Origin of the sequence: Candidatus Nanosynbacter sp. TM7-075 (genome assembly GCF_022828255.1) — a bacterium.
Lineage (GTDB): Bacteria > Patescibacteriota > Saccharimonadia > Saccharimonadales > Saccharimonadaceae > Nanosynbacter.
Genome location: NZ_JAJQJW010000002.1, coordinates 88,864 through 113,794, shown reverse-complemented (window position 1 = coordinate 113,794; position 24,931 = coordinate 88,864). Strand labels below are relative to the sequence as shown.

General features: G+C 43.3%; 29 protein-coding genes. 24 read left to right on the top strand and 5 right to left on the bottom strand.

Annotation, left to right across the window (positions count from 1 at the left end; all coding sequences use genetic code 11):
- Positions 1-83 precede the first annotated feature (83 nt).
- The 6 genes from LRM42_RS02115 (at position 84) to LRM42_RS02090 (ending at position 4,594) form a co-directional block, all read left to right on the top strand.
- Positions 84-272, top strand: coding sequence for a hypothetical protein (locus tag LRM42_RS02115; protein WP_243816573.1), 189 nt, complete (start codon positions 84-86; stop codon positions 270-272).
- A 17-nt stretch (positions 273-289) separates the two neighbouring features.
- Positions 290-1,639 carry a TIM44-like domain-containing protein gene (locus LRM42_RS02110; RefSeq protein WP_243816572.1) on the top strand — a complete coding sequence of 450 codons (1,350 nt, stop codon included), beginning with the start codon at positions 290-292 and terminating at the stop codon, positions 1,637-1,639.
- Positions 1,640-1,647: 8 nt separating this feature from the next.
- The gene (locus tag LRM42_RS02105; RefSeq protein WP_243816571.1) at positions 1,648-2,475 is read left to right on the top strand and encodes a sugar phosphate nucleotidyltransferase; all 828 of its coding nucleotides are present in this window, start codon (positions 1,648-1,650) and stop codon (positions 2,473-2,475) included.
- A 78-nt stretch (positions 2,476-2,553) separates the two neighbouring features.
- The gene (rplU, locus tag LRM42_RS02100; protein ID WP_243816570.1) at positions 2,554-2,859 is read left to right on the top strand and encodes a 50S ribosomal protein L21; all 306 of its coding nucleotides are present in this window, start codon (positions 2,554-2,556) and stop codon (positions 2,857-2,859) included.
- A gap of 95 nt (positions 2,860-2,954) precedes the next feature.
- Entirely contained in the window at positions 2,955-3,719 is a 765-nt protein-coding gene (locus tag LRM42_RS02095) for a ParA family protein (protein ID WP_129632346.1), read from the top strand.
- The gene (locus LRM42_RS02090) at positions 3,716-4,594 is read left to right on the top strand and encodes a ParB/RepB/Spo0J family partition protein (RefSeq protein ID WP_243816569.1); all 879 of its coding nucleotides are present in this window, start codon (positions 3,716-3,718) and stop codon (positions 4,592-4,594) included. The genes LRM42_RS02095 and LRM42_RS02090 overlap by 4 nt, the downstream gene beginning before the upstream one ends.
- 6 nt (positions 4,595-4,600) lie before the next feature.
- Here the strand turns inward: LRM42_RS02090 and lepB are convergent, their stop codons facing one another.
- Positions 4,601-5,206 (bottom strand): signal peptidase I, encoded by a 606-nt coding sequence (gene lepB / locus LRM42_RS02085; RefSeq protein WP_243816568.1) that lies wholly within the window; start codon positions 5,204-5,206, stop codon positions 4,601-4,603.
- A gap of 41 nt (positions 5,207-5,247) precedes the next feature.
- Here lepB and LRM42_RS02080 point away from each other — a divergent pair, with 41 nt between their 5' ends.
- Entirely contained in the window at positions 5,248-6,891 is a 1,644-nt protein-coding gene (locus LRM42_RS02080; RefSeq protein ID WP_243816567.1) for an LCP family protein, read from the top strand.
- 21 nt (positions 6,892-6,912) lie between these two features.
- Entirely contained in the window at positions 6,913-7,677 is a 765-nt protein-coding gene (locus LRM42_RS02075) for a hypothetical protein (protein WP_243816566.1), read from the top strand.
- Here the strand turns inward: LRM42_RS02075 and prmC are convergent.
- Complete coding sequence (gene prmC / locus LRM42_RS02070) at positions 7,674-8,498, bottom strand: peptide chain release factor N(5)-glutamine methyltransferase (protein ID WP_243816565.1); 825 nt, start codon at positions 8,496-8,498, stop codon at positions 7,674-7,676. The genes LRM42_RS02075 and prmC overlap by 4 nt on opposite strands.
- Before the next feature lie 130 nt (positions 8,499-8,628).
- Between prmC and LRM42_RS02065 the strand changes: the two genes are divergently transcribed.
- Complete coding sequence (locus LRM42_RS02065) at positions 8,629-8,958, top strand: hypothetical protein (protein WP_243816564.1); 330 nt, start codon at positions 8,629-8,631, stop codon at positions 8,956-8,958.
- Here LRM42_RS02065 and prfA read toward each other — a convergent pair.
- Complete coding sequence (gene prfA, locus LRM42_RS02060; RefSeq protein ID WP_320412646.1) at positions 8,948-10,018, bottom strand: peptide chain release factor 1; 1,071 nt, start codon at positions 10,016-10,018, stop codon at positions 8,948-8,950. The two genes, LRM42_RS02065 and prfA, sit on opposite strands and share 11 nt — an antisense overlap.
- Before the next feature lie 60 nt (positions 10,019-10,078).
- Between prfA and LRM42_RS02055 the strand changes: the two genes are divergently transcribed.
- A complete protein-coding gene (locus LRM42_RS02055; RefSeq protein WP_243816563.1) occupies positions 10,079-10,678 on the top strand; it encodes a hypothetical protein in 600 nt (199 codons plus the stop codon).
- Between the two features lie 60 nt (positions 10,679-10,738).
- Here the strand turns inward: LRM42_RS02055 and LRM42_RS02050 are convergent, their stop codons facing one another.
- Positions 10,739-11,083: a type B 50S ribosomal protein L31 gene (locus LRM42_RS02050; protein ID WP_129636941.1), complete on the bottom strand. Its 345-nt coding sequence runs from the start codon at positions 11,081-11,083 to the stop codon at positions 10,739-10,741.
- 91 nt (positions 11,084-11,174) lie between these two features.
- Here LRM42_RS02050 and LRM42_RS02045 point away from each other — a divergent pair, with 91 nt between their 5' ends.
- The 3 genes from LRM42_RS02045 (at position 11,175) to tsf (ending at position 13,597) form a co-directional block, all read left to right on the top strand.
- On the top strand, positions 11,175-12,161 hold the full coding sequence (locus tag LRM42_RS02045) for a phosphoribosyltransferase-like protein (protein ID WP_243816562.1): 987 nt from the start codon (positions 11,175-11,177) through the stop codon (positions 12,159-12,161).
- 109 nt (positions 12,162-12,270) lie between these two features.
- Entirely contained in the window at positions 12,271-12,999 is a 729-nt protein-coding gene (gene rpsB, locus LRM42_RS02040; RefSeq protein ID WP_165000018.1) for a 30S ribosomal protein S2, read from the top strand.
- A 1-nt stretch (position 13,000) separates the two neighbouring features.
- On the top strand, positions 13,001-13,597 hold the full coding sequence (gene tsf, locus LRM42_RS02035; RefSeq protein ID WP_243816561.1) for a translation elongation factor Ts: 597 nt from the start codon (positions 13,001-13,003) through the stop codon (positions 13,595-13,597).
- Between the two features lie 59 nt (positions 13,598-13,656).
- Here the strand turns inward: tsf and recF are convergent, their stop codons facing one another.
- Positions 13,657-14,709 (bottom strand): DNA replication/repair protein RecF, encoded by a 1,053-nt coding sequence (recF, locus tag LRM42_RS02030; RefSeq protein WP_243816560.1) that lies wholly within the window; start codon positions 14,707-14,709, stop codon positions 13,657-13,659.
- 90 nt (positions 14,710-14,799) lie between these two features.
- On the opposite strand from recF, the gene frr reads away from it, so the two are divergent.
- The 11 genes from frr (at position 14,800) to LRM42_RS01975 (ending at position 24,927) form a co-directional block, all read left to right on the top strand.
- Positions 14,800-15,354, top strand: a complete 555-nt coding sequence (gene frr / locus LRM42_RS02025) for a ribosome recycling factor (RefSeq protein WP_243816559.1) — start codon at positions 14,800-14,802, stop codon at positions 15,352-15,354.
- Complete coding sequence (locus LRM42_RS02020) at positions 15,354-15,773, top strand: hypothetical protein (protein WP_243816558.1); 420 nt, start codon at positions 15,354-15,356, stop codon at positions 15,771-15,773. The genes frr and LRM42_RS02020 overlap by 1 nt, the downstream gene beginning before the upstream one ends.
- Entirely contained in the window at positions 15,766-16,461 is a 696-nt protein-coding gene (gene uppS, locus LRM42_RS02015; RefSeq protein ID WP_243816557.1) for a polyprenyl diphosphate synthase, read from the top strand. Before LRM42_RS02020 ends, uppS begins: the two co-directional genes overlap by 8 nt.
- Positions 16,458-17,618, top strand: a complete 1,161-nt coding sequence (locus LRM42_RS02010) for a M50 family metallopeptidase (RefSeq protein WP_243816556.1) — start codon at positions 16,458-16,460, stop codon at positions 17,616-17,618. Before uppS ends, LRM42_RS02010 begins: the two co-directional genes overlap by 4 nt.
- Positions 17,599-18,405, top strand: coding sequence for a CPBP family intramembrane glutamic endopeptidase (locus LRM42_RS02005; protein ID WP_243816555.1), 807 nt, complete (start codon positions 17,599-17,601; stop codon positions 18,403-18,405). The genes LRM42_RS02010 and LRM42_RS02005 overlap by 20 nt, the downstream gene beginning before the upstream one ends.
- A 17-nt stretch (positions 18,406-18,422) precedes the next feature.
- Positions 18,423-19,664 carry an aminoacyl--tRNA ligase-related protein gene (locus LRM42_RS02000; protein WP_243816554.1) on the top strand — a complete coding sequence of 414 codons (1,242 nt, stop codon included), beginning with the start codon at positions 18,423-18,425 and terminating at the stop codon, positions 19,662-19,664.
- A 132-nt stretch (positions 19,665-19,796) separates the two neighbouring features.
- Entirely contained in the window at positions 19,797-20,252 is a 456-nt protein-coding gene (gene greA / locus LRM42_RS01995; RefSeq protein WP_243809589.1) for a transcription elongation factor GreA, read from the top strand.
- 46 nt (positions 20,253-20,298) lie between these two features.
- A complete protein-coding gene (locus tag LRM42_RS01990) occupies positions 20,299-21,801 on the top strand; it encodes a lysine--tRNA ligase (protein WP_243816553.1) in 1,503 nt (500 codons plus the stop codon).
- An 89-nt stretch (positions 21,802-21,890) separates the two neighbouring features.
- Complete coding sequence (locus LRM42_RS01985) at positions 21,891-22,844, top strand: CNNM domain-containing protein (protein WP_243812533.1); 954 nt, start codon at positions 21,891-21,893, stop codon at positions 22,842-22,844.
- A gap of 23 nt (positions 22,845-22,867) precedes the next feature.
- A complete protein-coding gene (locus LRM42_RS01980) occupies positions 22,868-23,518 on the top strand; it encodes a hypothetical protein (protein WP_243816552.1) in 651 nt (216 codons plus the stop codon).
- A gap of 119 nt (positions 23,519-23,637) precedes the next feature.
- Positions 23,638-24,927: an FtsX-like permease family protein gene (locus LRM42_RS01975; RefSeq protein ID WP_129745572.1), complete on the top strand. Its 1,290-nt coding sequence runs from the start codon at positions 23,638-23,640 to the stop codon at positions 24,925-24,927.
- Positions 24,928-24,931: the final 4 nt, after the last annotated feature.

The window sequence follows — 24,931 nt, the reverse complement described above, 5'->3', positions numbered from 1 at the left end:
CTCTCCATGGGGAGGATATCCTATTGACTTTTAATCATACTTATGCTAATATATCATTGTTAATTGATAAAAATAAAAAAGTTATGCAAAATTTATTCAACAAATTATTTGGTAGTAAAGTAGGATTTTTGCCGATTGATCCGCTGGCGGATGGACTTGCTGAAGAGATTATTAAAGAGCAGCGGGAGCCACAGGCAATTCGTCTAGATGCCGACGATATAGAGGATATTCGCAAGTTTTGGTCTCGTGCGGATGGAGATTTTGATAGCTGATAGTGTATAATTAGCTCATGTTAATTGAGTTTTTTACTTTTTTTGCTCGAGCTGGCGGAGGAGGGTCGGGCTCCTCTGGGGGGTCCTTAATTTTGATGCTACCTGCAGCTGTATCGGGCGGTGTGGCAGGCTTTGTAAAAAGGAAGACTAGATCAAAAATAGCAGGCTTCTTGGTGGGTGTTGCCGTTGGACTAGTTTTTAGTTTACTGTATTTAGCCGATTTGATGTGGTTCATATGTGCAGTTATTTCTACTTTTGTGGGGGCTGCTATCTCTGTATTTGTTGATAAGCTCAAAGTATTTCGCCAAAATAGTGAGGCGGCTACGAATACAGTTCGCCAAGCCTCCTCTGCCGATTCGTTATGGCAGCCAGATAATCTTACTAATTACGCTAGGCAAGTTTTCGAGAGGTTTCAGTATGATTGGAGTAACTTAGATTATGAGTCAATTCATAAGTACACGACACAGAGATATTCAAATCATATTGGACTAGTAATGCAGGCTTTGCGTCAAATGGGTCGTAGGAATGTCGTCGATAACGTGCGGATAAATGAGGCCATTTTTGCTGACGCGCATGACGATGCTAATAATCAAAGCGATCGGGTGAGTGTAGTATTTTTGGCGGAAGCAGACGATAGGCTAGAGGAGGTTGCTACAGGTAAGAAAATCCGAAGTGCTAACGAAGAATTTGCAGAGAAGTGGAACTTTGTTCGTGAAGGCAATGAGTGGAAATTAGATGGCATAAATCAGCCAACTGAAGATGTAAGTACGTTGATTGGCTCACTCAATAAGTTTGCCGAAGATAACGGTATGTATTTTAGCCTGGATTGGGGTAGACTACTTCTTCCGAAGGGTGGTAACTTATTTTTGCCGCGCTATTTTAACTCTGCTGACGTAAATAACCACGTTATTGGTGTTTGGGATGGTGGCATTCTTGTTCAGCTTTATACTTGCGTGCTTAAAAATGGCAATGGATTTACAGATGAAGGTAAAAATAAGGATGAAGTTAATTACCTTATTGGTCAGATTATGCTACCCAAATCTTACGGCGGAATTTTGATTGATAGGGACGATAACAGCATTTTTAGGAAGCGGATAATATCGCCAATTGGCTACAAGAAAATTAAAATGGAGTGGGGTGATTTTAATAAGCGCTATACTATTTTTGCCACAAACGAAGATCAGGCGGCAAGCTTTGAGTTATTAAATCCGAGTTTTATGGCGTGGCTGTATGACCAGGATATAAAAGCTAACATTGAAGTGATGGACAATATAGTTATTCTATATGCCCGGGTTTCTTCTGATGAAAAACGCTATGCAGAAATGTTGGAGATTTTAAGAAGAGCTCACAAAGAGCTGAAAATGTAGGAGGTGCTATGATTACTAAAGCCATTATTCCAGTTGCGGGCTGGGGCACGCGAATGTTGCCGATTACCAAATCTATCGAAAAGTGTATGTTGCCGGTCGGTACTCGCCCAGTGATTGATTATATTGTGCAAGATGTTGTGCGAGCGGGCGTAAAGGATATTTACTTTGTGGTGGGTGAACAGAGCACACAGGTGCAGAGCTATTATCGATCGAATATTCAATTGAACGATTATTTATGTCGAGCGGGCAAACAGGATAAGCTTCCTCTGGTGGCTCCACTTCGCGACGTCCGAATACATTTTTTAACTCAGCCGGGAACTGGTGGCTACGGAACAAGCATTCCAGTTGGTTTGGCAAGTGAATTTATCGAACAGGGCGAGTCGGCATTTGTAATTATGGGCGATCAATTCTTTTGGCGTGACGACGGTGGCTCAAATGCGGCTGATTTGGCGGAGTTGGTGGAGTCGCGCGGATTGTCGGCTGGGCTATTGGGAAATCCTGTCGAAGAGGAATTTATTCCGCAAACAGGAATTATTGAAACTGACAATCAGGGCAATTTTGTGCGAATAATTGAAAAGCCAAAATTGGAAGAAGCTCCAAGTAATCTCAGTAATTCAAGTTTTTACGTCTTGAATAAAGAGATTTTTGAGTTGGCGCGAATTTTGCCGGCGAATCCTAAGAGAGGCGAGTTTGAGCTAACGGACGCGATTAATGCGTACATCGATGGCGGCGGCGTGATTGTTGTTGGCGAAGCTAAGGGCGAATATATGGAATGCGGCTCACCGAGCGGTTGGTTGAAGGCGAATAACGCCATGGCGAAAAACGCCACTTGCTAACTTGACTATGTGTACTTGATTTTATTGCTAGTTTTTGATAGAATTATTAGAGTTAATTCATAATAATTAAGGAAAGAAATGAAAGCAGTCGTAAAAATCTCTGGCAAACAATATCTTGCCAGCGAAAAAGAGTCCCTCTTGGTGGATCTCCTCCCTGAAGGCACAAAAGAACTCACTCTCGACGCACTTTTAGTGATTGATGGTGATAAAATTAAGGTTGGTACGCCAACTGTAAAAGGCTCTAGCGTTAAAGCTAAGGTTGTAGAAGCGGAAGTTAAGGGCGACAAGCTTCGCGTTATCCGCTACAAGAGCAAGAAGCGTGTACACAAAGAAACTGGTCATCGCCAGAAGTACACGAAGATTGAAATTACGTCAATCAAATAATCTAAAGAGCCGCTTTCGCAAAGGAAGCGGTTTTTTGATGTCTGTTATTTATGTTCTGCTCATGCTATAATTAAGGCAGGTAAAAAGGGGAACGAATGACAAAAATCATTGCGGTGACAAATCAAAAAGGTGGCGTCGGCAAAACAACGACGTCAATTAACGTAGCATATTTTTTGGCAAAAGCTGGCAAGAAAACGTTGTTGGTGGATTTTGATCCACAGGGCAATGCCACTAGTGGACTTGGAATAGATAAGCAGAATTTGGGCGCAACAATATCAGAGGTGATTATGCGACAAATTGACCTGGCGAATATTATATTGCCAACGGAATATAAAAACTTATCAATCGCTCCAGCTACACCTCATTTGGCAAATACGGAAGTGGAATTGGCGCAGGCGCAGGGAAGGTTTGTTCGCTTGCGAGAGGCTTTACAGAAGGCGACGGATTACGATTATATTATTATTGATAGTCCGCCAAGCTTGAGTCTGTTGACGGTCAACGGTATGATTGCCGCTAATTATGTATTGCTTCCAGTTCAGGCGGAATTTTACGCATTGGAAGGATTGGGGCAGCTTTTGGAAAGTATGAAATTGATAAAGAAGGGGCTTAATCCACCTCTGGAATTATTGGGTGTTTTACTGACGATGATGGACTCCAGGACTACATTATCTGGGCAAGTTCATGCTGAGGTTAAAAAGTATTTCCCAGATAAGATTTTCAAGAATAGCATTCCGCGAAATATTCGCTTGGCTGAAGCTCCTAGTCATGGCGCGCCAGTTGGAGCGTACGATCGTTTTTCAAAAGGTTCTCGGGCTTATAAGGCGCTAACGAAAGAAATTATAGAGAGGGTGGAACGATGAAAAAAGGTTTAGGCAGAGGTTTTGGGTCATTGATTCCAACCAATTTGATTGATGAAACGTTTGATCCAACCGCACAACAAGATGTGAAAGTTTCTCATTTGAGAGATATTGCTATTGACCAAGTCGTCCCAGATCCAGATCAGCCGCGTCGCTTTTTTGATGAGAATGCTTTGAATGAGTTGACGGAATCGGTGCGCGAGCATGGCGTGGTTCAGCCGATTGTTGTGACGCCAAAGGGTGATAAATATCTGATCGTGGCAGGCGAGCGACGCTGGCGTGCGGCGAATAGGGCGAATTTAAAAGAGGTACCATGTATTGTTAGGAGTATGAGCGATCAAAATCGCCTGGAGATTTCTTTGATTGAAAACTTGCAACGACATGATTTGAATGCGCTTGAAACTGCGACTGCTTATCAAAAATTGCGCGACCAATTCAATATGACGCTGGAGGAAATTGGCAAGCGTCTGGGTGGCAAATCTATAAGCGCGGTCAGTAATACGTTGAGGCTACTGAAATTGCCGAAGTCTGTGCAGCAGGCGTTGTTTGAGGGGCGATTAAATGAAGGGCAGGCAAGGCCTCTAATCGGTTTGCCTGATGACGCCGCGGAAGATATTATGGAGCGAGCTATTCGCGAGGAGTGGTCGGCGCGACGGATCGAGCAAGTTGTTACTTTGTGGAAACAGGCGAAGTCTAGTCCAATCGAGAATAAACGACGTCCAGTAGATATTCCTCATGCAGATGCTGTTGAAAGTCTTTCAAAGCGATTTGGAACAGGGGTGAAAATTCGTACAAACGGCCGTGGAGCTGGTCAGATTAGTATCAAGTTTAAGGATAATCTTGAATTTGAACGAATAAGAGAATTACTCGAAAAATAATTTTTATTAGAACGAGCGGATCTTATTGAACGGGAATATTCGTAGGCTAACTGGCCCAACGATGTCATAAAGGGGGATCGGTCCCATGCAGTTTCGAGAGTCGCAAGAATAGCTTCCTTGGCGGTGATCGCCCATAACGAATATTGTGCCTTCTGGTACGATCGTATCGACATCTCCAGAAGTAGGCTGTCCTGGCTCATTTTTATTGACTGAGGTGTCAGGGTCAAATCCGTCGGGATTTTCTGTGTTGTAAACAGTTACGGTGCCGTTTTTCACAGTAACTCGCTCACCAGCAAAGGCAATTACACGCTTAACAATGTACTCGTCTTTACCTGTGGATGCATTGAAATTTGGATTCTTAAACACAATTACTTGTCCGCGCTTTGGGGTATAATTTTTATTTTGCAATTTTGAGCTAGTAACGGGCAATCGATTGACGATCAGGCGATCACCGGTGTACATCGTCGTTTCCATACTGGCGCCTTCAACATTGAAAGTTTGAAATACAAAAGTGTTCAATAAAAGTGTGCCAATCACCACGCCAACAACGAAAATGACCATTCCCAGGCCATCTTGTAATTTCGGATGACGATCCATAAAAGTAGCGTCCATTGTTTCAATTATAAGCGTTTTGTGTGTTATAATCAATAGATATGAAACCACGCAAACAGTCGATGGACGGATTTGTCGCCAAGCGACCACAGCGAACTTCGTTGGGGGAAATTACTAGCAAAAGAACGACTACGCTCGGGCATCCTCGTAGTAACGAAGATAGTCCGCAGGTGTCGAATAATACGACAAGAAATATTCAGCAACCAACTTCTGCTAATAAATTAAAGCAGAATATTAGCGAATCGTTGGCGGCAATTGATGAAAACACCAAGCCTTCTCATCGGCAGGAGCGCAAACAGAAGCGTAAGAAAAAGTTAATTACCAGGATTATTCTTGCGATTATCGGAATTATTATTGCAATTGTGGCGGGCTGGCTGCTATTAAAATTATGGCAGACGATGAACTCGGTGTTCCATAATGGCGGAATCTTAGGACTATTTTCTCAGCAGAAGCTGAAAGAGGATGCTTATGGCCGAAGCAATGTGCTGATTTTAGGTACAACAGATGACGATCCAGACCATCCAGGTGCGACATTGACCGACTCGATGATGATTCTTAGCGTCAATCAGACAAAGAAAGACGCGTATATGTTCAGCATTCCACGTGACTTGTATGTAAAATTTGGCATGGCATGTAATTCTGGCTACGCTGGTAAAATCAATGAATATTTTGGTTGCGTGAATAACGGAGATAGCGCACAGGCGGAAGCCGAACGAATGGATAAAACGAAGAAATTCATCGGCGATATATTCGGTATGGATATTCAATACGTGGCGCATATTAATACTGCGGTGATTCGTGATGCTGTCAATGCGGTCGGCGGAGTTACCGTTGACGTACAGAGTCGTGATCCACGAGGAATCCTTGATCCAAGTATGGACTGGATGTGTCGGGCGAAGGAATTGAATTATCAGCAACGTCGCGAACGATGTCCAACGGGTCACTATATGCAATTGACTAACGGCAAGCACGAAATGGACGGCGAAAAGGCGATGTGGTTCTCTCGAGCGCGTGGTTTGGTGGCGCCAACTTACGGATTGGAACAATCCAACTTTGACCGAGAGAAAAACCAGCAATTGGTACTTATGGCTCTGAAAAACAAAGCTACTTCCACGGGAACGCTGACTGACTTTGGCAAGGTGACGTCTCTGATGGATGCTATGGGCAAAAACTTGCGCACAAACATTGACACGAAAGAAATCCGTACAATTATGAACCTTGGCTCGGAGATAAAAGAATCTGATATTCACAGATTGAGTTTTGTGGAGGAAAATAACGTACTTATGACTACTGGTACGGCGGGTGGCGCAAGCATAGTTCAGCCAGCTGCGGGATTGTATGATTATGACGATATTCGCGCTTATATAAAGTCTGAGATTTACGCAACGCCATTATCTAAGGAAAAAGCCACAGTTGCTGTCTTGAATGGCTCCGGCGTGGCTGGTGCAGCGCAGAAAGAAGCGGACAAATTGACAGAATTAGGAATGAAAGTTGTTCATGTCGGCAATGCTCCAGGTAGTGAAAAGCTAGGGAAGACTCAAGTTTATCAATTGCCAGCTGGTAAAGAAAAAACTGCCACAAAAGATAAATTTAAGGAGTTGTACGGTTCGGTTTCGTCAGATTCCTCGAAGTATAATTTGAATGTTGACGCACAATTCATCGTTGTTGTGGGAACTGGCTCATAATTTGGTATAATAGAGTAAGTTATGGAGTTACTGAAAACTGTTAAACGAAGAACGTTTTGGAGCGAGTTAGTTTACTATGTCTTAAATATTGGCTTGGCGGCTGCATTGCTCGTTATTGCTCAAGCATTTCAGACCCCGTTTCCAGCATTAGCACTTGTTGTACTGAGTAAATGGCGCATAATTGCCGTTCGTCCGCGTTTTTGGTGGGCAAACATTCAGGCTAATTTAGTTGACTTAACGGTCGGAATTGGCGTTGTTGGTCTGATGTATCTACCTACGTCAGTGTTTTATTTCCGCGTAGCATTGGCAATATTATATGCGATTTGGCTAGTTGTGATTAAGCCGATGTCTAAGCGCTGGCAGGTTGCTATGCAGTCGTTGATCGCTATTTTTGTCGGCGTAACTGCGCTTATGGTGGTATCGTACGAGTGGTCAGTTTCTGTAGTTGTTGTTCTGATGTTCTTGATCGGCTATAGTTCTGCGCGTCATTTCTTGCACAGTTATGACGAAGAACAAACGGTTTTACTTTCGGCAATCTGGGGACTCGTCTTTGCTGAACTGGGTTGGCTATCGTATTATTGGACTTATAGTTACGGAAAGTCATTATTTGGCGGCGTTTCACAGGTTACGATAATCTTATTGCTATTTTCGCTCGTCGCCAGTAAAGCTTACCAGTCTTACAACAAACACAAAGCTATTCGATTTTCAGACATATCCGCTCCGGTGATTCTTACGATTGGAGTTATCTTAGTGATGCTAGTGTTCTTAAATTCCGTAGTGATTTAATCTTTAGCACCAGTGAAACGCAGGACTAGGATGTAATTGAGAACTCTCTCTTTTACAAAACCATTTTTCACGGCTTCGTCAATTATTCTATTGTGCTGCTGGGGATCCGCCTCGATAAATAACAAACCTTCTGAGGTGAGACATCGTGGTGCTTGTGAGATCAATTGCAATATCAATTTCAATCCTTCCTCTTCGGCGAAAAGCGCAATTTCTGGTTCGTATTGAAGTTCTGGAGATACGTCCCAATTTTTGTCAACGTAAGGCAAATTGGCAAATATATAGTCAACAGGTCGAAGTTGACCATTAAGTAATGATTGCTGTTGAATATGGGCGTCTGCATTTAAGGCATTCGCATTTTTTTCTGCAATATTTAAGGCCGGTTTGCTGATATCGGATAAAATTACTGACAAGTTGTTTCTCTCTAATTTGGCAGTAATTCCCAGACAACCAGATCCTGTGCCAACGTCAATTAAAACTTTTTCGGCAATTTCACTGGCGGTTAGTTCTAAGAACAATGAAATTAGATCTTCGGATTCAGGGCGGGGAATTAAAACGGAAGGAGATACGGTAAATCTACGCCCGTAAAATTCTTTATAGCCCAGAATGTAGGCGATTGGTACGCGGTCTAATCTCAGATCTAGTCTGGCATTTGCGATATCAAATCTTCTGGGGTCAATTTCTTCGTCCAGGTGAGCGTGTAGGTAAGTGCGGTTTTTTCGTAAAGTGTTGGCTAATATCAATTCAGCGTCTAATCTGGCGGACGGGATGTTTGCCGTTTTTAAGGATTTTGTGGCAATTTTTAGCCATTCAGAGATAATCATATTGCTAATTATAACATATATCTATGGAATGTAAAAAGCGAGGGAAGATAGTTGACATTGACAAATAAAGAAAAAGATAGTACTATATAGATATATTATTAAGCGGAAGAAAAGGATTATATTAGATAATATGACAAAAAAGTATGAGCTTCCTATCGCTAACGTGGTTATGGGAATAGGTCTTGAAGTGGGAGCTGATTATGGATGGAATAAGACTAAAGAGACTCCAGCTGCAACAGTAGAGAGTGATACTGATGTGTTGTTGAGCCAACGAGAGGAAGAGCGTCGAGAGATGACTCCCGAGGAGCAGAAGGCGGCTGATGAAGCGGCGATTAAGAGTTTGTACGGAAAATATAAACGACGTGCTAGCGACGAATCTCTAAGTCTTGACGACCGTGATAAGTGGAGTGAGGCTGCGCTTGATTTAGAATTTAGGAATCCAGACCTCTTTAATGATTAGCATTCTGAGCTTTCAGCTCACGCTCATATCTCTGTAGATTTTCAATCAAATCGTCGATATCCCCGTTCATTGCAGCGGGGATATTGCTGCGACTGTAGTGAATGCGGTGGTCGGTGATTCGGTCTTGCGGGAAGTTGTAGGTTCGGATTTTTTCCGAGCGGTCGCCAGTTCCGACCAATGAGCGTCGCTCGGCACTTAATTTGGCGTTTTCCTCGTCAATTTTCATCTGCAACAATCGCGAACGAAGCACGCTCATGGCTTTTTCTCGGTTTTTAATTTGCGACTTTTCATCCTGGTTTGTAACTATCATTCCAGTCGGCAAGTGGGTGATTCGCACCGCTGAGTCTGTTGTGTTCACACTTTGACCACCGTGTCCACTGGAGCGATAAATATCAACTCGCAAATCGTTCGGATTTATCTCAATGTCAGCTTCTTCTGCTTCTGGCAAAACCGCCACCGTTACGGTTGAAGTGTGGACGCGACCTTGGCTTTCGGTTACTGGAACTCGCTGAACTCGGTGTACGCCACCTTCGAACTTCAATTTAGAGTATGGCGCATCGCCCTTGATCATGAAAATAACTTCTTTATAGCCGCCAGAATCGTTGGCTGATTCGCTAATTAGTTCTACTTTATAGCCGTTAGATTCGCACCAACGTAAATACGTGCGGTATAGTTCCGCCGCAAACAACGACGCTTCATCACCACCCGCACCAGCGCGGATTTCCATGATGATATTTTTCTCATCGTTGGGGTCTTTCGGGGTAAGCAGGATGAATAATTCTTCTTCTAATTCGGTCAATCGAGCTTCAGTTTCAGTGATCTCAAGTTTTGCCAGGGCAGCCAATTCACCGCCTTCGCTAGCTAACTTTTTGGCCTCTACTAAGTTTTTTTCCAGGTTTTCTCGCTCTTCACCTTTGGAAATAAGCGTTTCTAATTCTGAAAATCGTTTGTTTTTTACTGTAAAATTTGGCGAGCTGTAAGCGTCAGGTTGCGCTAAAAAATTGCTTAAATCAGCTCGTTCATTTTTCAGAGAATCCATATCTAAAGAAATCTTTGCCATATCTATAAAATTATATCATACATTGACAAATGTTTCTCAGTATTGTATTATATAGTGATAATGAGAGAATGCAAGGTTGATTCGCGTGATTTGGTTTACGAAAATACTGATAAGTTGGCGCTTTGTGATGTTGGAAAGTCGCCTGAACTGGTGCAGTGTATTGAAGATCTTCCAGAGGATATACCAGCAAACGATCCGAGGATTGATTTGATCGTGAAGAGTTTGTTTGAGATTGATACCAATCCAATAGAGAAGCCGGTTTCATTACGCGATTTGAATGAATCAATTAAAGGTAATATTGCCAGTGAAACAAAAATATCTATATATGAGGGTGAGTGGCCTGACATGAGAGCGATTCCGGAATCTGACATTCCGTTGCCGGTTGAATTATTTGTGGCTGCACCGATGATTAAAGATTGGCGAGAAGGGCGAATGTCGGAGTCGAAAGGTGGGAAAAGTAGTCGCGATATTATTAGGCAATACGCAGAAATGAATCCGAAAACTAGCCCTCCAATACGCAGCGTAGATATTGTAGTGGATTCTGACGGCGGAGTATTTTTGGCTTTGCAAGGCGATGGTGCTCACCGCTTATGTGCTGCAAAAATGCGGGGAGACCGTGAAATATTATGTCGCGAGATAAGTATTGTCAGATTGAACTAACGTAAAATAAAACCGCCCAGTGATTGAGCGGTTTTTGAGTTGTCGGACTAATTCGTCAGATTATTTAGTCTTTTTGTCTGATTTTGGAGAATCAGTTTTAGCTGCTTTTTTAGCGTTAGCTTTCTTTGCTTTGTTTGCCAAAGCTGCTTTACGAGCTTCAGCGGCTGCTTGACGAGCCTTAAAGCGATCAACACGACCTTCGGTGTCGATAATCTTTTCTTCACCAGTAAAGAATGGGTGTGAAGCTGATGAAATGTGAACCTTAACTAATGGATATTCGTTGCCGTCTTCCCATTTGATAGTTTCGGTTGTTTGCGCTGTTGACTGAGTCAAGAACGCGAAGCCCGCTTGTTCGTCGCTAAATACGACAGGGCGATAGTTCTGTGGGTGAATACTGCTTTTCATAACTGTTCAATTGTACATAATTTATCGGAAAATGTCAAAAGTCCGTTACCCTAACTTTGCTATTTTGGCGAAATTATGACATAATATAGGTATGATTGAGTTACCGACCAGTCCTGATGCTTTGAGTGAGTTAAGTCCAGTGGCGCCGCCAAAGTTATTATCGCAGGCTCAAGACGCTAGTCGAGATAATCTTATGGTCTATGTGAAAGCGGATAATTATCTGGGCACGGAAACGAGTGACCCTTCATTTATGAAAAGTCGATGTGAAATGACTGAATACGAAGCGATAAATGATTTTGTGCAATTTATAGAGATGACAAAGCATTATTTACCTGATTACATGGAGTATTGCGCTAAAGAATTAATAGATGAATTGGTTTTTTTGGGCATGTCGGAATTGCATTTTGCGGCAACAGCGCTAGCAAAAAGACTTAGGCACCATTTAGAAGTTGATAATAATCCAGTCTATATTGACGTAGGAAATTCGCTAAGTCAGTGTCGTGTTAAAAACGAGATGAAAAGTAGTCAGTATATTCTAAGTCTGGTCTTATCTAAATTTCCAGACGATGAATTCGAAGAATATGAAGGTAGACTGAAAGTGTATGGCGGTAGAGGTGAGATTGACAAGAGTTCTAAGGTTTTATTTCTTGATGATTGGATTATTAGCGGTGATCAAGTAAAGAAGCGAATTGCAGGATTTGGAGTAGATAATGATCCTGAGAGTCATGAGGCAAGTGTTTTGGTTATGGCAGCTAGTAGTAACTACATTGATAATGGTATAGGTGCGGACTCTCTGTGGGGGGAGGCGACATATCCTGTAGAGGCTTACTACAGACTCAAAAATGACCATAATGATTGGGGTGTGAGTAGAGTAACAGGTATACATTCTTCGACTGATAGCGCATTTGGCTGTGAGGTTGATGATATAGCTTATCGTGCTATCGATGGGGGGATTCTCAAGGGGGAGAGAATTGATAGGTTAACTTTACCTGCGTTGGTAAATATAGTGCGACCGTATCGAAACGGTGAGGATTTTGATGGTCTGTCGCGATTTAGACAATTGCTAGAGAAAGGGTAATATTTGCAGATTTACTGATTATTTGGTATAATTACCAGGTAACTAATTTTAATGACACAATCCGTTTCACACTCCAAATCGTGGGCGGATGAGGCAAAAGGAGAAAAGGATGTCTGTAAAGGTAGACATTAAGGCTTTGCTGGAGTCAGGTGTTCATTTTGGACACAAAACCAGCCGCTGGCACCCAAAGATGGCGCCATATATTCACAGTAAGCGTCAGGATAGTCACATTATTGACTTGACTAAAACTGTTGAAGCTTTGGATAAGGCTTTGCCAGAATTGACAAAAATCGCCGCATCAGGCCGCAAGGTTTTGTTCGTTGGCACCAAAAAACAAGCCAAAGACGTTGTTCGTGAAGCAGCTGAAAAGATCAACCAGCCATATGTAGTTGAGCGCTGGATTGGTGGTATGTTGACTAACGGTTCAACTATTGCTCAGCAAATTAAGAAGCTGAAGAATCTTGAAAAGCGAATGGCTTCAGGTGACTTGGAAAAGCGTTATAACAAGCTTGAAGTGCAGCGTTTCCAGGAGGAAATCGACAGCTTGAATATGAAATATGGCGGCATCAAGGATTTGATGGGCAAGCCAGGCGCCGTTGTTGTAGTTGACGCATTGACTGACGCAAATGCAGTTCGCGAGGCTCAAACTTTGGGCGTGCCAGTATTTGCAATTGTTGATACCAACGTTAACCCAACAGGAATTGATTACGTAATTCCAGGTAATGACGACGCTGTTAAGGGTATTCAATTGCTATTAGACTACTTCACTGCGGCTGTTGCTGAAGGTGCAGGTAGCGTAAAGGTTGAAGAGAAACCAGCTAAAAAAGAGGAGAAATAGGATGGGCGTTTCTGTTGACGATATCAAAAAATTGCGCGAATTGACTGGCGTAGGCTTGACTGACGCTAAAAAAGCTTTGGTTGAAGCTGAGGGCGATTTCGATAAAGCTTTGGAAGCTATGCGCAAAAAAGGCTTGACGAAAGCTGAAAAGAAAGGTGATCGTGAAGCTCGTGAAGGTTTGATCGAAAGCTACGTTCACTCTGGTCGAATCGGCGTTATCGTTGAGGTAAACTGTGAAACCGACTTTGTGGCTCGACTTGACGACTTTAAGACATTGGCGCACGAAGTTGCTATGCAAATTGCAGCGATGAGCCCAAAGTATGTTTCTGAAGCTGACATTCCAGCGGAGGAAGTGGAGCGCGTTAAAGCTGAACTTATGGCGAGCGAATCTTTGGCAAGCAAACCTGAAGAAATGCGCGAAAAGATCGTTGAAGGTCAATTGAAGAAGCATTTTGCTGAGCAAGTTCTTATGAGTCAGTCTTACATCTTAGACGATTCTAAGACTGTTGAGCAACACGTCAAAGAAGCGATTGCGAAATTAGGTGAGAACATTGTGGTTCGTCAGTTTAAGCGAATCGAGCTGGGTGTAAGCGAATAATTCCTAGTTTAGAAAATTGTCCCAGGAAAGAAATCGGCTGTAATAATGCGGCCGATTCTTTATTGTGTGGAAATTATTGAGCAGCCGTCTTTTTGGTGGCGTGCATCTGTCGTGGTGACGATGAATTGGTGATTTTGGATCGTTTCTTGGAGGAGTTTTTCGCGAGTGGCGTCTAATTCAGAAAAAACGTCATCCAGTAGAATTAGCGGTCGAGATTGACTAGTCTCCGTCTGCATTTCAAGCTCTAGCAACTTGAACGCCAGCATAATGGTTCGCATTTCGCCACGTGAAGCAACTTTAATAGCGGGCTGATCATGGAGGAAAATTGTGAAATCTTCACGGTGTGGTCCGGCAGAAGTGAAGCCTGTAGCTATTTCATATTCGCGGGATTTTCCTAAGCGATTTAGTAGGGCTTGGTCGTAATTTTCCAGAGGTACAATAGCGCCATATTCGATTGATAATTGCGTGTCTTTTCCCGCCAAAGATTCGTATAAATTTTTTATGCGAGGCTCGTTTATCTGGAGAAATTTGGCTCGTTTTTGGGCAATGTTGGTCGCGTATTGGACAAATTTTATGTCCCAAGCAAACAGGTTGTCGCGCCAAATTGATGAGTCTTCTTGGTGGGATTTTAAGAGTTCGTTGCGCTGTAAAAGAGTGCGATTGAAAGCTCTTAAATCCGTGTCGTATTTGGGGTCAAGTCGGGCGATTAAGCCGTCCAAAAAGTCGCGTCGTCGGGACGGTGAGGAGGAAATTAATCTTAGCTCGCTTGGCTCAAATAAAACGACAGGCAAGCGGTTTTTTCTGGTTAAGACCTTTGATTTATTGTCATTTATGATGAATTCTTTGTTGATTTTTCCGGAAATTGAGTCTAGCTTAATGCGTCGCTCGCCGAAATCACCTTCCAGATGAACAATTGTTTGCGGAGCGTTCAGTGCCATACAATCGCTAAGGCTGCCACGAAAACTACTGCCGCGCAGCGCCACATAAACCGCTTCAAGCAGATTCGTCTTGCCGGTGCCATTTGGTCCAACGATTACCGTCCCAGAATTGCTAAAAGTCGCTTCGTGCAGATGATAAGACCGGAAATTGTATAGCTTAATCTTAGAAATCACTCTGTTATTATAGCACGGGGCGTAAGGCAAAATTAGCAGACAAGACGCTTGAAGTTTGATATAATAACGGATAGATAAATTGGAGGAAATATGTTCGACACAAACCCTTATGAAGAAAAAATGAATGCAGCGTTTAGCTTTTTTCAAGATGAGTTGAAGAAGGTGCGAACGGGCAGGGCACACGCTGGAATGCTCGACGGCGTTATGGTTGAGGCTTACGGTACGAAAATGCCACTTAATCAAGTCGCAAACGTAACCGCTCCAGAGGCACAAATGCTGCTAGTTACGCCATTTGACCCGAGTAACATTACGGCAATTTCTTCTGCAATTCGCGATAACCAAAGCCTAGGTTTTAATCCGTCTGACGATGGGCGAGTGGTTCGCGTTCCAGTTCCAGCTTTGACGGAAGAGCGCCGCCACCAATTGGTAAAACAGGTTAGCGAAAAGGTTGAGGAGGCTCGAATTGCGATGCGTAATATTCGTCAGGATGCATTAAAGGACGCTAAGCGAATGAAGGATAATAAAGAGCTGAGCGAAGACGATTTGAAGCGCGTAGAGAAAGAAATTGACGGCTTAATGGGTAAGATGCAGACGCAAATTGACGAGGCATTTAAGGCGAAAGAAAAGGGCGTCTTAACAGTTTAATGAGCGAAACTTTTGCCAATAAAGTGAAGGCATTGGATTTGCCGTTGGATCAAATTATTGTTATTGGTAGTGGGATTTTGGATCAATTGGGAATTCGTCCAGCTAGTGATATTGATCTTGCGGCGAGTTCTGATTTGATGAAAAATCTCTCTGAGGAAAGTGGCGATTGGTCTAAAAAGTTTGACGATAATCAGCGTTTTTATTTTGTAAAAGATGATGGTTCGGCTGAAGTTTGGGACGGCTGGGTTTTTGATGGGCAAGCTGTTAGTTATGACGATTTGCTTGATTACGCGGTGGAATATGATGGCGTGAGGTTCGTCAATTTAGAGTTTTTATATCAATGGAAAAAATGGCGTAGTCGCGAAAAAGATGTTCAAGATGTAAAATTAATTGATGAATGGAGGGCAGATAATGAGTGAAAATGTGAGTTTGCCGCGACACATCGGGTTTATTGTTGATGGAAATCGGCGATGGGCAAAACAGCATGGCTTGCCGACATACGAAGGACATCTGGCGGGCTATAACGCGCTAAAAGACGTGGCGCTGGAAGTTCTTCATCGAGGCGTGAAATATGCGAGCGCTTACGTTTTTAGTACGGAAAACTGGAAACGGTCAGAGGAAGAAGTCCGACATTTGATGAAATTGCTATTGAACATACTGAAGGCTGACCTGCCGATATTTATTGAAAACGAGGTTCGCTTGAGGGTTATCGGATCCAGGGAAGGTTTGTCGGATCAATTGATCAAAGCGATTGACGAGGCTGAGGAGAAAACTGCCGATTTGAAAAACGGAGAACTGGTTTTATGCTTGAACTATGGCGGACATTTGGAGATTGCTGATGCGGTTAAAAAAATTGTTCAATCTGGAGTTTCTGCTGAGGAAATTACACCCGAGTTGATTGCTCAAAATATATACGCGCCAGAGGTGCCACCGTGTGATTTGATTGTTAGAACTTCTAGCGAGCAACGGCTCAGCAACTTTATGTTGTGGCGATCAGCGTACAGTGAGTTGATGTTTATTGAGAAAAATTGGCCAGACATGACGGTAGAAGACGTGTCGGTGATTTTAGAGGAATATGCTAATCGGAATAGGCGGTTTGGGAAATGATTATTTGGGGAGTACTTTTAGGGCTATTCGTTCTCATTTTATTGGTGGTTTTGCATGAATTAGGTCATGCTATTGTCGCCAAGAGAAACGGCGTCAAGGTTGAGGAATTCGGAGTCGGATTTCCGCCTGCCGCAAAAAAATGGAAAGTAAAGCGAAGCTTCTTGGGCGAAAACGTAACGTTTAGTCTGAATTGGCTGCCGCTTGGTGGATTTGTTAGATTGAAAGGCGAATACGATTCCGCAAAAGGCGAGGGTACATATGGCGGATCAACATTTTGGGTGAAGACGAAAATCTTGCTGGCTGGCGTCGTGACGAACTGGATAACTGCAATTGTTTTGTTCACGATTCTTGCGGTAATTGGCATGCCGAAAATCCTGTCGAACCAAGTTCAATTGCCATTTGACACAGAGGTTAGGCGTTCACCAGTGGCGATAGCGAAAGTTACGCCAGGTTCGCCTGCCGATAAAGCTGGACTTAAGGTTAATGATCAATTGATGCAAATAAATAATCAACCGCTTACAGAGGCGGGAAAGTTGCCAATTGTAACGAAGGAGAATGCTGGCAAAAAAATCAACGTCAAGTACAGGCGTGACGGCAAAGAGTCAGCTGTTGACGTCCAGCTGAATGATGAAAAGTCCGTGAAGGGAAGCGGATATTTGGGCGTTATTCCGGGGCAGACGGAGAAAATGTATAGCACATGGTCGGCGCCTATTGTGGGTGTGGCGACCACCGGGCAATTGTCATACGAAACTATCAAAGGCGTTGGTGTGTTATTAGTAAAAACCGTGCACGGATCAATTGGACAAATATTCGGTTCCGCAGAATCAAAAGAATCCGCACGAGCTGATTTGGCATCTGTTAGCGGGAGTGTAGTAGGACCAATTGGCATGCTAGGCGTATTGTTCCCGTCGGTTGTCAGTTCTGGAATTGAAAATATCATTTTCGTGGCGGCGTTAATCTCGCTGATGATGGCTGTGATGAACATTCTACCAATCCCAGCGCTCGACGGCGGTCGTTGGTTTACGATGACAATTTTCCGCTTATTTAAGAAAGATTTAACAAAAGAACGTGAAGAAAATATTCAGGCAACCGGTATGTTGATTCTATTAATCTTAACAATTTTGGTGACGATCAGTGATGTTGGAAAGTTCTTCTAAGAAATTAAAAAACCGCAAATGGTGGCTGATTTTGGCGCTCCCAGCTTGGGTTTATGGCGTATTTTTGGCGGTGGAAGTTATTGTTTCATTGGCGGTCGGTGCTTTAATAAAAATCGGCGTACCTCTCAATTCTGCGAATCCAGTTATTTTTAATACGGTGCTTTCGGTTGTTGTATATATTTTGTCGCTAATTGTCGTGATTGGTGTGCCGTTTTTGGTTAAGAAGCGCCGAACAACTTTGAGCAATTTGGGCGTGAACGATTGGCCGACGTTTTTGGAAATATTCATTTCTCCGTTTGCTTTTGTGGCGTACTTTTTACTAACAATGGTTATGATGAGCATCGCCAGTGGTATTTTCTCGGTTGACATACAACAAAAACAAGCCATACCGTTCAGCCAGAGTATGTTGGCGACCCATTGGCAATTTATCATGGCTTTCGTTGTGTTGGTGGTGCTGGCGCCGATTGTTGAGGAACTTTTGTATCGCGGATATCTTTACGGTAAGTTGCGCAATTCTTTCTCAATTTGGCTATCAATTATCATAACGAGCATAGCGTTTGGCGCGGCGCATCTTTGGGTTGGTCCGGATTCGCCATTGCAATGGGCGGTGGCAGTTGATACATTTACTTTAAGCCTAGTGATGTGTGCGACCAGGGAATACACTGGCGCAATTTGGGTGCCGATTATGATGCATATGGCGAAAAACGGAATAGCTTTTTATTTCTTGTTTGTCAATACGGGCGCAATCAATCAGACGGAATCGTTATTGCCATTTATATTTATGTAAAGGAGAAAAATATGCGAATGACACAACTTTTTACTAGAACTTTGAAACAGGCGCCAGCTGGCGAGGTTGCGCGAAACGCCCAGCTTTTGATTCGTGCTGGCTACGTACATAAAACGATGGCTGGCGTTTATTCGTTTTTGCCGTTGGGTTTGAGGGTTCTTGAGAATATTAAGCAAATTGTTCGCGAGGAAATGGATAAAGTCGATAGCCAGGAATTGGTGATGAGTACTTTGCAGCGAAAGGAATTGTGGCAAGAAACTGGTCGCTGGAGTGATGAATTGGTCGACGTTTGGTTTAAGTCTAAATTGCAAGACGGCACGGACATTGGCTTTGGTTGGACACACGAGGAGCCGATTGTTGATCTTCTCCGTAATTACTTAAAGAGCTACAAAGATTTGCCAATTAGCGTTTATCAATTCCAGAATAAATTGCGAAATGAACTTCGCGCTAAGAGTGGAATTATGCGTGGTCGTGAATTTGTGATGAAGGATATGTATTCGATTCACGACAACAAGGAGAGTTTGGATAATTATTACAATTCAGTCATCGAGGCATATAAGCGTTGTTATGACCGATTTGGAATTGGCGATGAAACGTATGTGACGTTTGCTTCTGGCGGCGCTTTCACGAAGTTTAGCCATGAGTTTCAGACGATTTGCGATGCTGGTGAGGATTATATTTATTTGCATCGCGGTAAAAATATCGCTGTTAATGAGGAAGTTTTGGACGAGGCGATTAAGGAGCTCGGTGTTGATCGTAGTGAGTTAGAGAAAGTGAAAACTGCTGAAGTTGGCAATATCTTTAATTTCGGTACGCAGAAATCCGAAGAAATGAAGTTGGTGTTTACCGACGCCGAAGGTAAAGAGCGATACGCTTATATGGGAAGTTATGGTATTGGAATTACGCGAGTTATGGGCGTGATTGTCGAGAAGTTCGCTGATGATAAAGGTTTGGTTTGGCCGGAAAATATTGCGCCGTTTAAGGTTCATATTGTTGCAATTGGCAAAAAAGGGCAGGAACTAGCAGGTAAGTTTTATGACGAGCTGGCTAATAGCGGCGTCGATGCGCTACTTGATGATCGCGACGAGCGTCCAGGCGTGAAATTTGCCGATGCTGAACTTATGGGTCTGCCGTGGCGGATAACGATTGGAGATCGAGCGATTGACGGTGATGGCTTGTTTGAATTGACGGAACGAGCAACTGGCGAAACGCGAAAAATGGATTATCAGCAATTGATGGATTTTTGCTTGAGTCGGTAAGGCTGATTATATTGACATAATAAATAGCGATTGATATACTCAGATAGACTTAATCAAGACTAATTAAAAACACTATATTTAGTGTAGATCGTAAGACTAATACCACTACATACAGTAGAGGAGGAAATTTTTATGAAAAAAACTTATCAAATTACAGAAGCTGGAAAGGCTGATTTAGAAAAAGAATTGGCAGAGTTGAAAGGGCGACGTGGCGAGATTGCTGAAAAAATTGCGGCAGCGCGAGATTTTGGCGACTTGAGTGAAAACGCGGAATATGACGCTGCACGCGAAGAGCAGGGCTTGGTGGAAACGCGAATTTTGGAAATTGAAGATATTATACAGAACGCCGAAATTATTAAATCCAACGGCAGCTCAAGTGTTGGTTTGGGCAGTACAGTTGAATTGCAATGCCCAGAAAGAACCGTATCTTACACGGTAGTTGGACCAGTTGAAGCTGATCCATTGGCTGGACGAATCTCAGATCAGTCGCCAATTGGTAAAGAATTGATTGGTAAGAAAATTGGTGATGAAGTAACGATTAAAACGCCAAAAGCCGAAATTACCTACATTATTAAGTCGATATCTTAAACCTAGCGGGATTTGCCGCGTATAATGTGCTATAATTATCTCTGTTATGGCTACACTTCAAGATTATCGCAATGAACGACTACGAAAACTGGAAACGTTACGTCAATTAGGCGTTGAACCATATCCAGCAAAATCAGAACGAACTCATACTTGTGCTGAGGTTTTGTCTAAGTATGATGAGCTAGCTGGTAAGGAAGTTGTTGTTGCGGGTCGTGTGGCGTCTATTCGCAGTTTTGGTAAATTGGCATTTATTAAATTACGCGATCAATCTGGTGATGTGCAACTTTACTTGCAGCGTGATGACGTGGCGGAATTAGATGCTGCGCGCGGTGTGCTTGGAATGAGGCAACTTAAATTGCTGGACACGGGCGATTTTATTGAGGCGAAGGGTGTGATGACCACGACGCAAACGGGCGAAAAATCCGTTGGTGTGCGCGAACTTAGATTGTTGACTAAATCGTTGAGACCAATGCCAGAAAAATTAGAGAATAAGGAAGAGCGCTTGCGCCGACGTTATGTTGATATGAACGTCAATCCTGAAGTTCGCGAGCGATTTATTCGCCGAAGTAAGTTTTGGCAGGCAACGCGAGATTATTTGAACAGTCATGGATTCATTGAGATTAATGTTCCTGTTTTGGAGCACACCACTGGCGGTGCGGACGCGAACCCATTTGTGACGCATATGGATGCGCTGGGTGATCAGCAGTTTTACTTGCGAATTAGCCACGAATTGCCGTTGAAGCGATTGATTGGTGCTGGATTTGAGAAAGTCTATGACCTCGGTCCGCGTTTTCGCAATGAAAATTACTCGGACGAGCATTTGCCGGAGCATATTGCTATGGAGTGGTATGCGGCTTACTGGGACTGGAAACAGGGAATGCGTTTTATGGAGTCGATGTATAAAGATGTGCTTCAGAAGACTTTTGGTACTTTGCAATTCCAATTGGGCAAATTCAATGTCGATATGAGCGGCGAGTGGGAAGTTTGGGATTACGCTGAAGTTATTCGCAAGCATTACGGAATCGATGTTTATAACACGACGATTGAAGAGGTTGCCGCTAAACTGAAAGAGTATAATTTGGAAGTTGAAAAAACTGATTCTATTCCACGCAGCATTGATAAATTATGGAAGAATATTCGTAAAGACGTTGCTGGTCCGGTCTGGTTGGTGAATACGCCGAAGTTTATTAGTCCGTTGTCAAAGACTAATCCGGAAAATCCAGAGACGGTGGAGCGTTTTCAGCCGGTGATCGCTGGTTCGGAATTGGGCAATGGATTCTCTGAGCTGAATGATCCGATTGACCAATTGAATCGTTTCCTTGAGCAACAGCAAATGCGTGACGCTGGTGATGAAGAGGCGATGATGCTTGATATTGATTATGTTGAGATGTTGGAATATGGAATGCCGCCGGCTTGTGGTTGGGGATATTCTGAAAGGGTATTTTGGATTTTCGAGGGCGTTACAGCGCGTGAAGGTGTGCCGTTCCCACAGCTTAAGAGCGAAATTGACGAAACAACTCGGGCGATTTATCCGCAAGTCAACTTGTAATTTTGCTATAATTAAAGATATGGATTTTTTATTGGAGTTATTTTCTGGCAGGCTATTTTTAGCTGCGATTCAGAGTAGAGGTTGTAATTATGTCTGATATTCTATTGTGGTTGGCGGCGACTGTTCTATTGGCGCTTTCTGGGCTATTTTCCGGGTTGAATATTGGTCTAATGATGGCGCGACCTGATGACTTGAAGCGAAAGGCCAGGCAGGGCGACAAAATTGCGGCGCGAGTATATCGATATCGAAAAGACGGCTATTATTTGATTTTCTGTATTTTGCTCGGCAACGTCGGCGTGAATACCGCGATGTCAATTTTACTTGGCAACATGACGAATGGCGTGGTTGGTGGCTTGATTGCGACACTCCTCATTACGATGTTTGGCGAGATTTTGCCGCAGGCGATTTTCTCGCAGCGTGGATATCGATTTGTGCGATATTTCTTTTGGCTGCTTGATGTGATTTACGTGCTATTTTGGCCGCTTGCTCAGCCGATGTCGAAATTGTTGAATCGCTGGCTGGGTAAGGAAACGCCGCAATTATATTCTCATCAGGAGTTGGAGGAGATCATTCATGAGCACGCCGTTAGGTCTGACAGTCCGGTTGATTATGATGAAAGTCGAATCGCGGCGGGAGCGCTACAGTTTAGTAAAAAGACGGCTGGCGATTTGGTTACGCCGATGAGCGAGGTTTTTGTCGTGGATTTGGATGACGAGCTGGATGCAACTCTACTCGCTCAGATTAAGCACGCTGGACATTCGCGAATTCCAGTTCAATCTGACGGGGAATTGGTCGGAGTTTTATACGTGAAGGATGTCGTTGGACGAGATTTGCCGTTGCCAATTAGCCAATTGTACCGCGATAAAATTTACGATATTGACAAGAGGTCGCGCCTGGATACGGTCTTAAGTCGATTCATTCAAACGCGGAATCATTTGTTTGTGGTGATGGATGATGAGGCGGAGCTGGGAATTATTACGCTGGAAGACGTGATTGAAGAGATTCTGGACCAAGAGATTGAAGATGAGTATGATGAGGAATAAGATTAAATTGAGGAGGTCATAAAATGTCTGAAAAATATAATAATGGAGTGCCTGATAGATTACGACAAGTTACAGCCGAGACAATGTCTCCCGAAGTGCTATACACACTCGATACTTATCCGGACGTATCGCCACAGGATGTGATGTATATTGATGAGTCTAGAGCAGAGGGGAGTGGTCGTCTAATTATCAGTAAAGGACAGTCTGTTAAGTTGCTTAAGGAGGCTGATCTGTCTACTTCTGATCTGGTGATATTGATGAGCGTATGGCAGAGAAATGACCAAGGTGATTTGTGTCGTGGCATTATCGCCGATTGTCGATTTTATAGCGGGCGCTTTGACGTTGAATATGGCGACGAAGAGATCGATGATTGCGATGGAATTGATGATGAAATCTACAATAAGGACGACGAGCAGGTTATTTCCGCAGTAATTGATTGCGGAGATGATGAAGAAGTCAAGATTTGGGGAGATCCGACGTTTTTTGATGCTGCTAGATATATGGCTGGCTTGGTGGATAATGAGTCGATAGAGAAGAACGAGGTTGTTGCGGGCAGCCACGAGATTCAGGACGATGTGAGTGACGACGAGCCGCGGGAACGTGTGAACGTTGACTCTTTTTATAAGCGCGCGCTTAATGGATTGGCGAAGATAGTTAAAGCTAGGCGAAAATAGCGATACCTAAGCTGACAGAATCTACGATTTTTTGAATATTATTTTCAAAAATACCTTGACTATTTAAGGTACCTTGTATAACATAGTACTATGTATAGTAAATCAACAAGGAGCTTAATGTGAGAAGAATTGACATTATTAAACGCGCCGGTCGAAATTTGGGACAGTCAAAAGGCCGCACGATTTTAACCGCGCTGGCAATTTCAGTTGGAGCGTTTACGATTGGTCTGGCGCTGATGGCTGGAGAAGGCGGTCGGCTGTATACAAACAGCATGGTCGACGCGGCTGGCGATAAAAAATCCGTTTCGGTCTATAAAAAAGTGACCTCGTCAGGACCTGATAGCAATCTTCCAGAATATAGCGACTCGGAAGATACGGAGAAGGATCAGTCTAAGGCGATAGAAAAATATTCGATGACTGATAACGACGTGAAAAAAATACAGCAAACCCCGCACGTAGAAAAAGTGACGCCAGCTTATTCTATGTATGGAGTTTTATACGCCAAAAGTTCGGCAAATAACAAAAAATTCGTGCCTAATGTAACCGTGAAGTTTGATAAAACTCGAATGAAGTTTGCGGCTGGTAATTTGGACAATTTTATGCCGAAAAAAGGCGAAGTTGTTATTCCGGAATCTTACGTAAAAGAAATGGGATTTAGTGATGCGAAATCGGCAATTGGACAAACGATTACGCTAGGATTGAAAAAAGGAGATTCGCCGAGCAAGAACGCTGACAAGGAAATATCTCTGAAAGTCGCAGCAGTCGATAAACCTTCGGATACGATCCTGTTTTACCAGCCAGCTGTGCGCGTTTCTGTGGATGATGCTAAGGAGATTTACGCCTTCAGCCACGCCAAAGATTTGCCTAATGATTATTCTTACGTAATTGCGTCGGTTGATGATGAGAAAAATGTTGAGGCGGTGAAGAGTGAGCTTGGCAAGGACTATATGGCGTCTTCGGTTCAGGATGTACGCAAGGCTATGCTGACTTTTGTGAATATGGCTCAAATGGCGCTAATTGGGTTTGGCGCTTTGGCGCTACTTGCGAGCGTGTTTGGAATTGTTAATACGATGTACATTTCGGTTCTGGAGCGAACTAGTCAGATTGGACTAATGAAAGCTTTGGGAATGCGAGGTCGTGATATCGGTAAAATGTTCAGGTATGAAGCGGCGTGGGTCGGGCTTCTCGGCGGTTTGATCGGCGTTGGTTTGGCGAGTTTGATGTCGCTGCTCAATCCTATGATTGCTAATTTCCTGAAGTTGGAGCAAGGTACGAATCTATTAGTCGTTAATCCTCTGCAAATGGGACTTTTGATAATCGGGCTGATGATTATGGCGGTGCTTTCTGGATGGCTGCCGAGCCGTAAGGCAACAAAATTAGATCCAATTGAGGCGTTAAGGACGGAATAGGAGA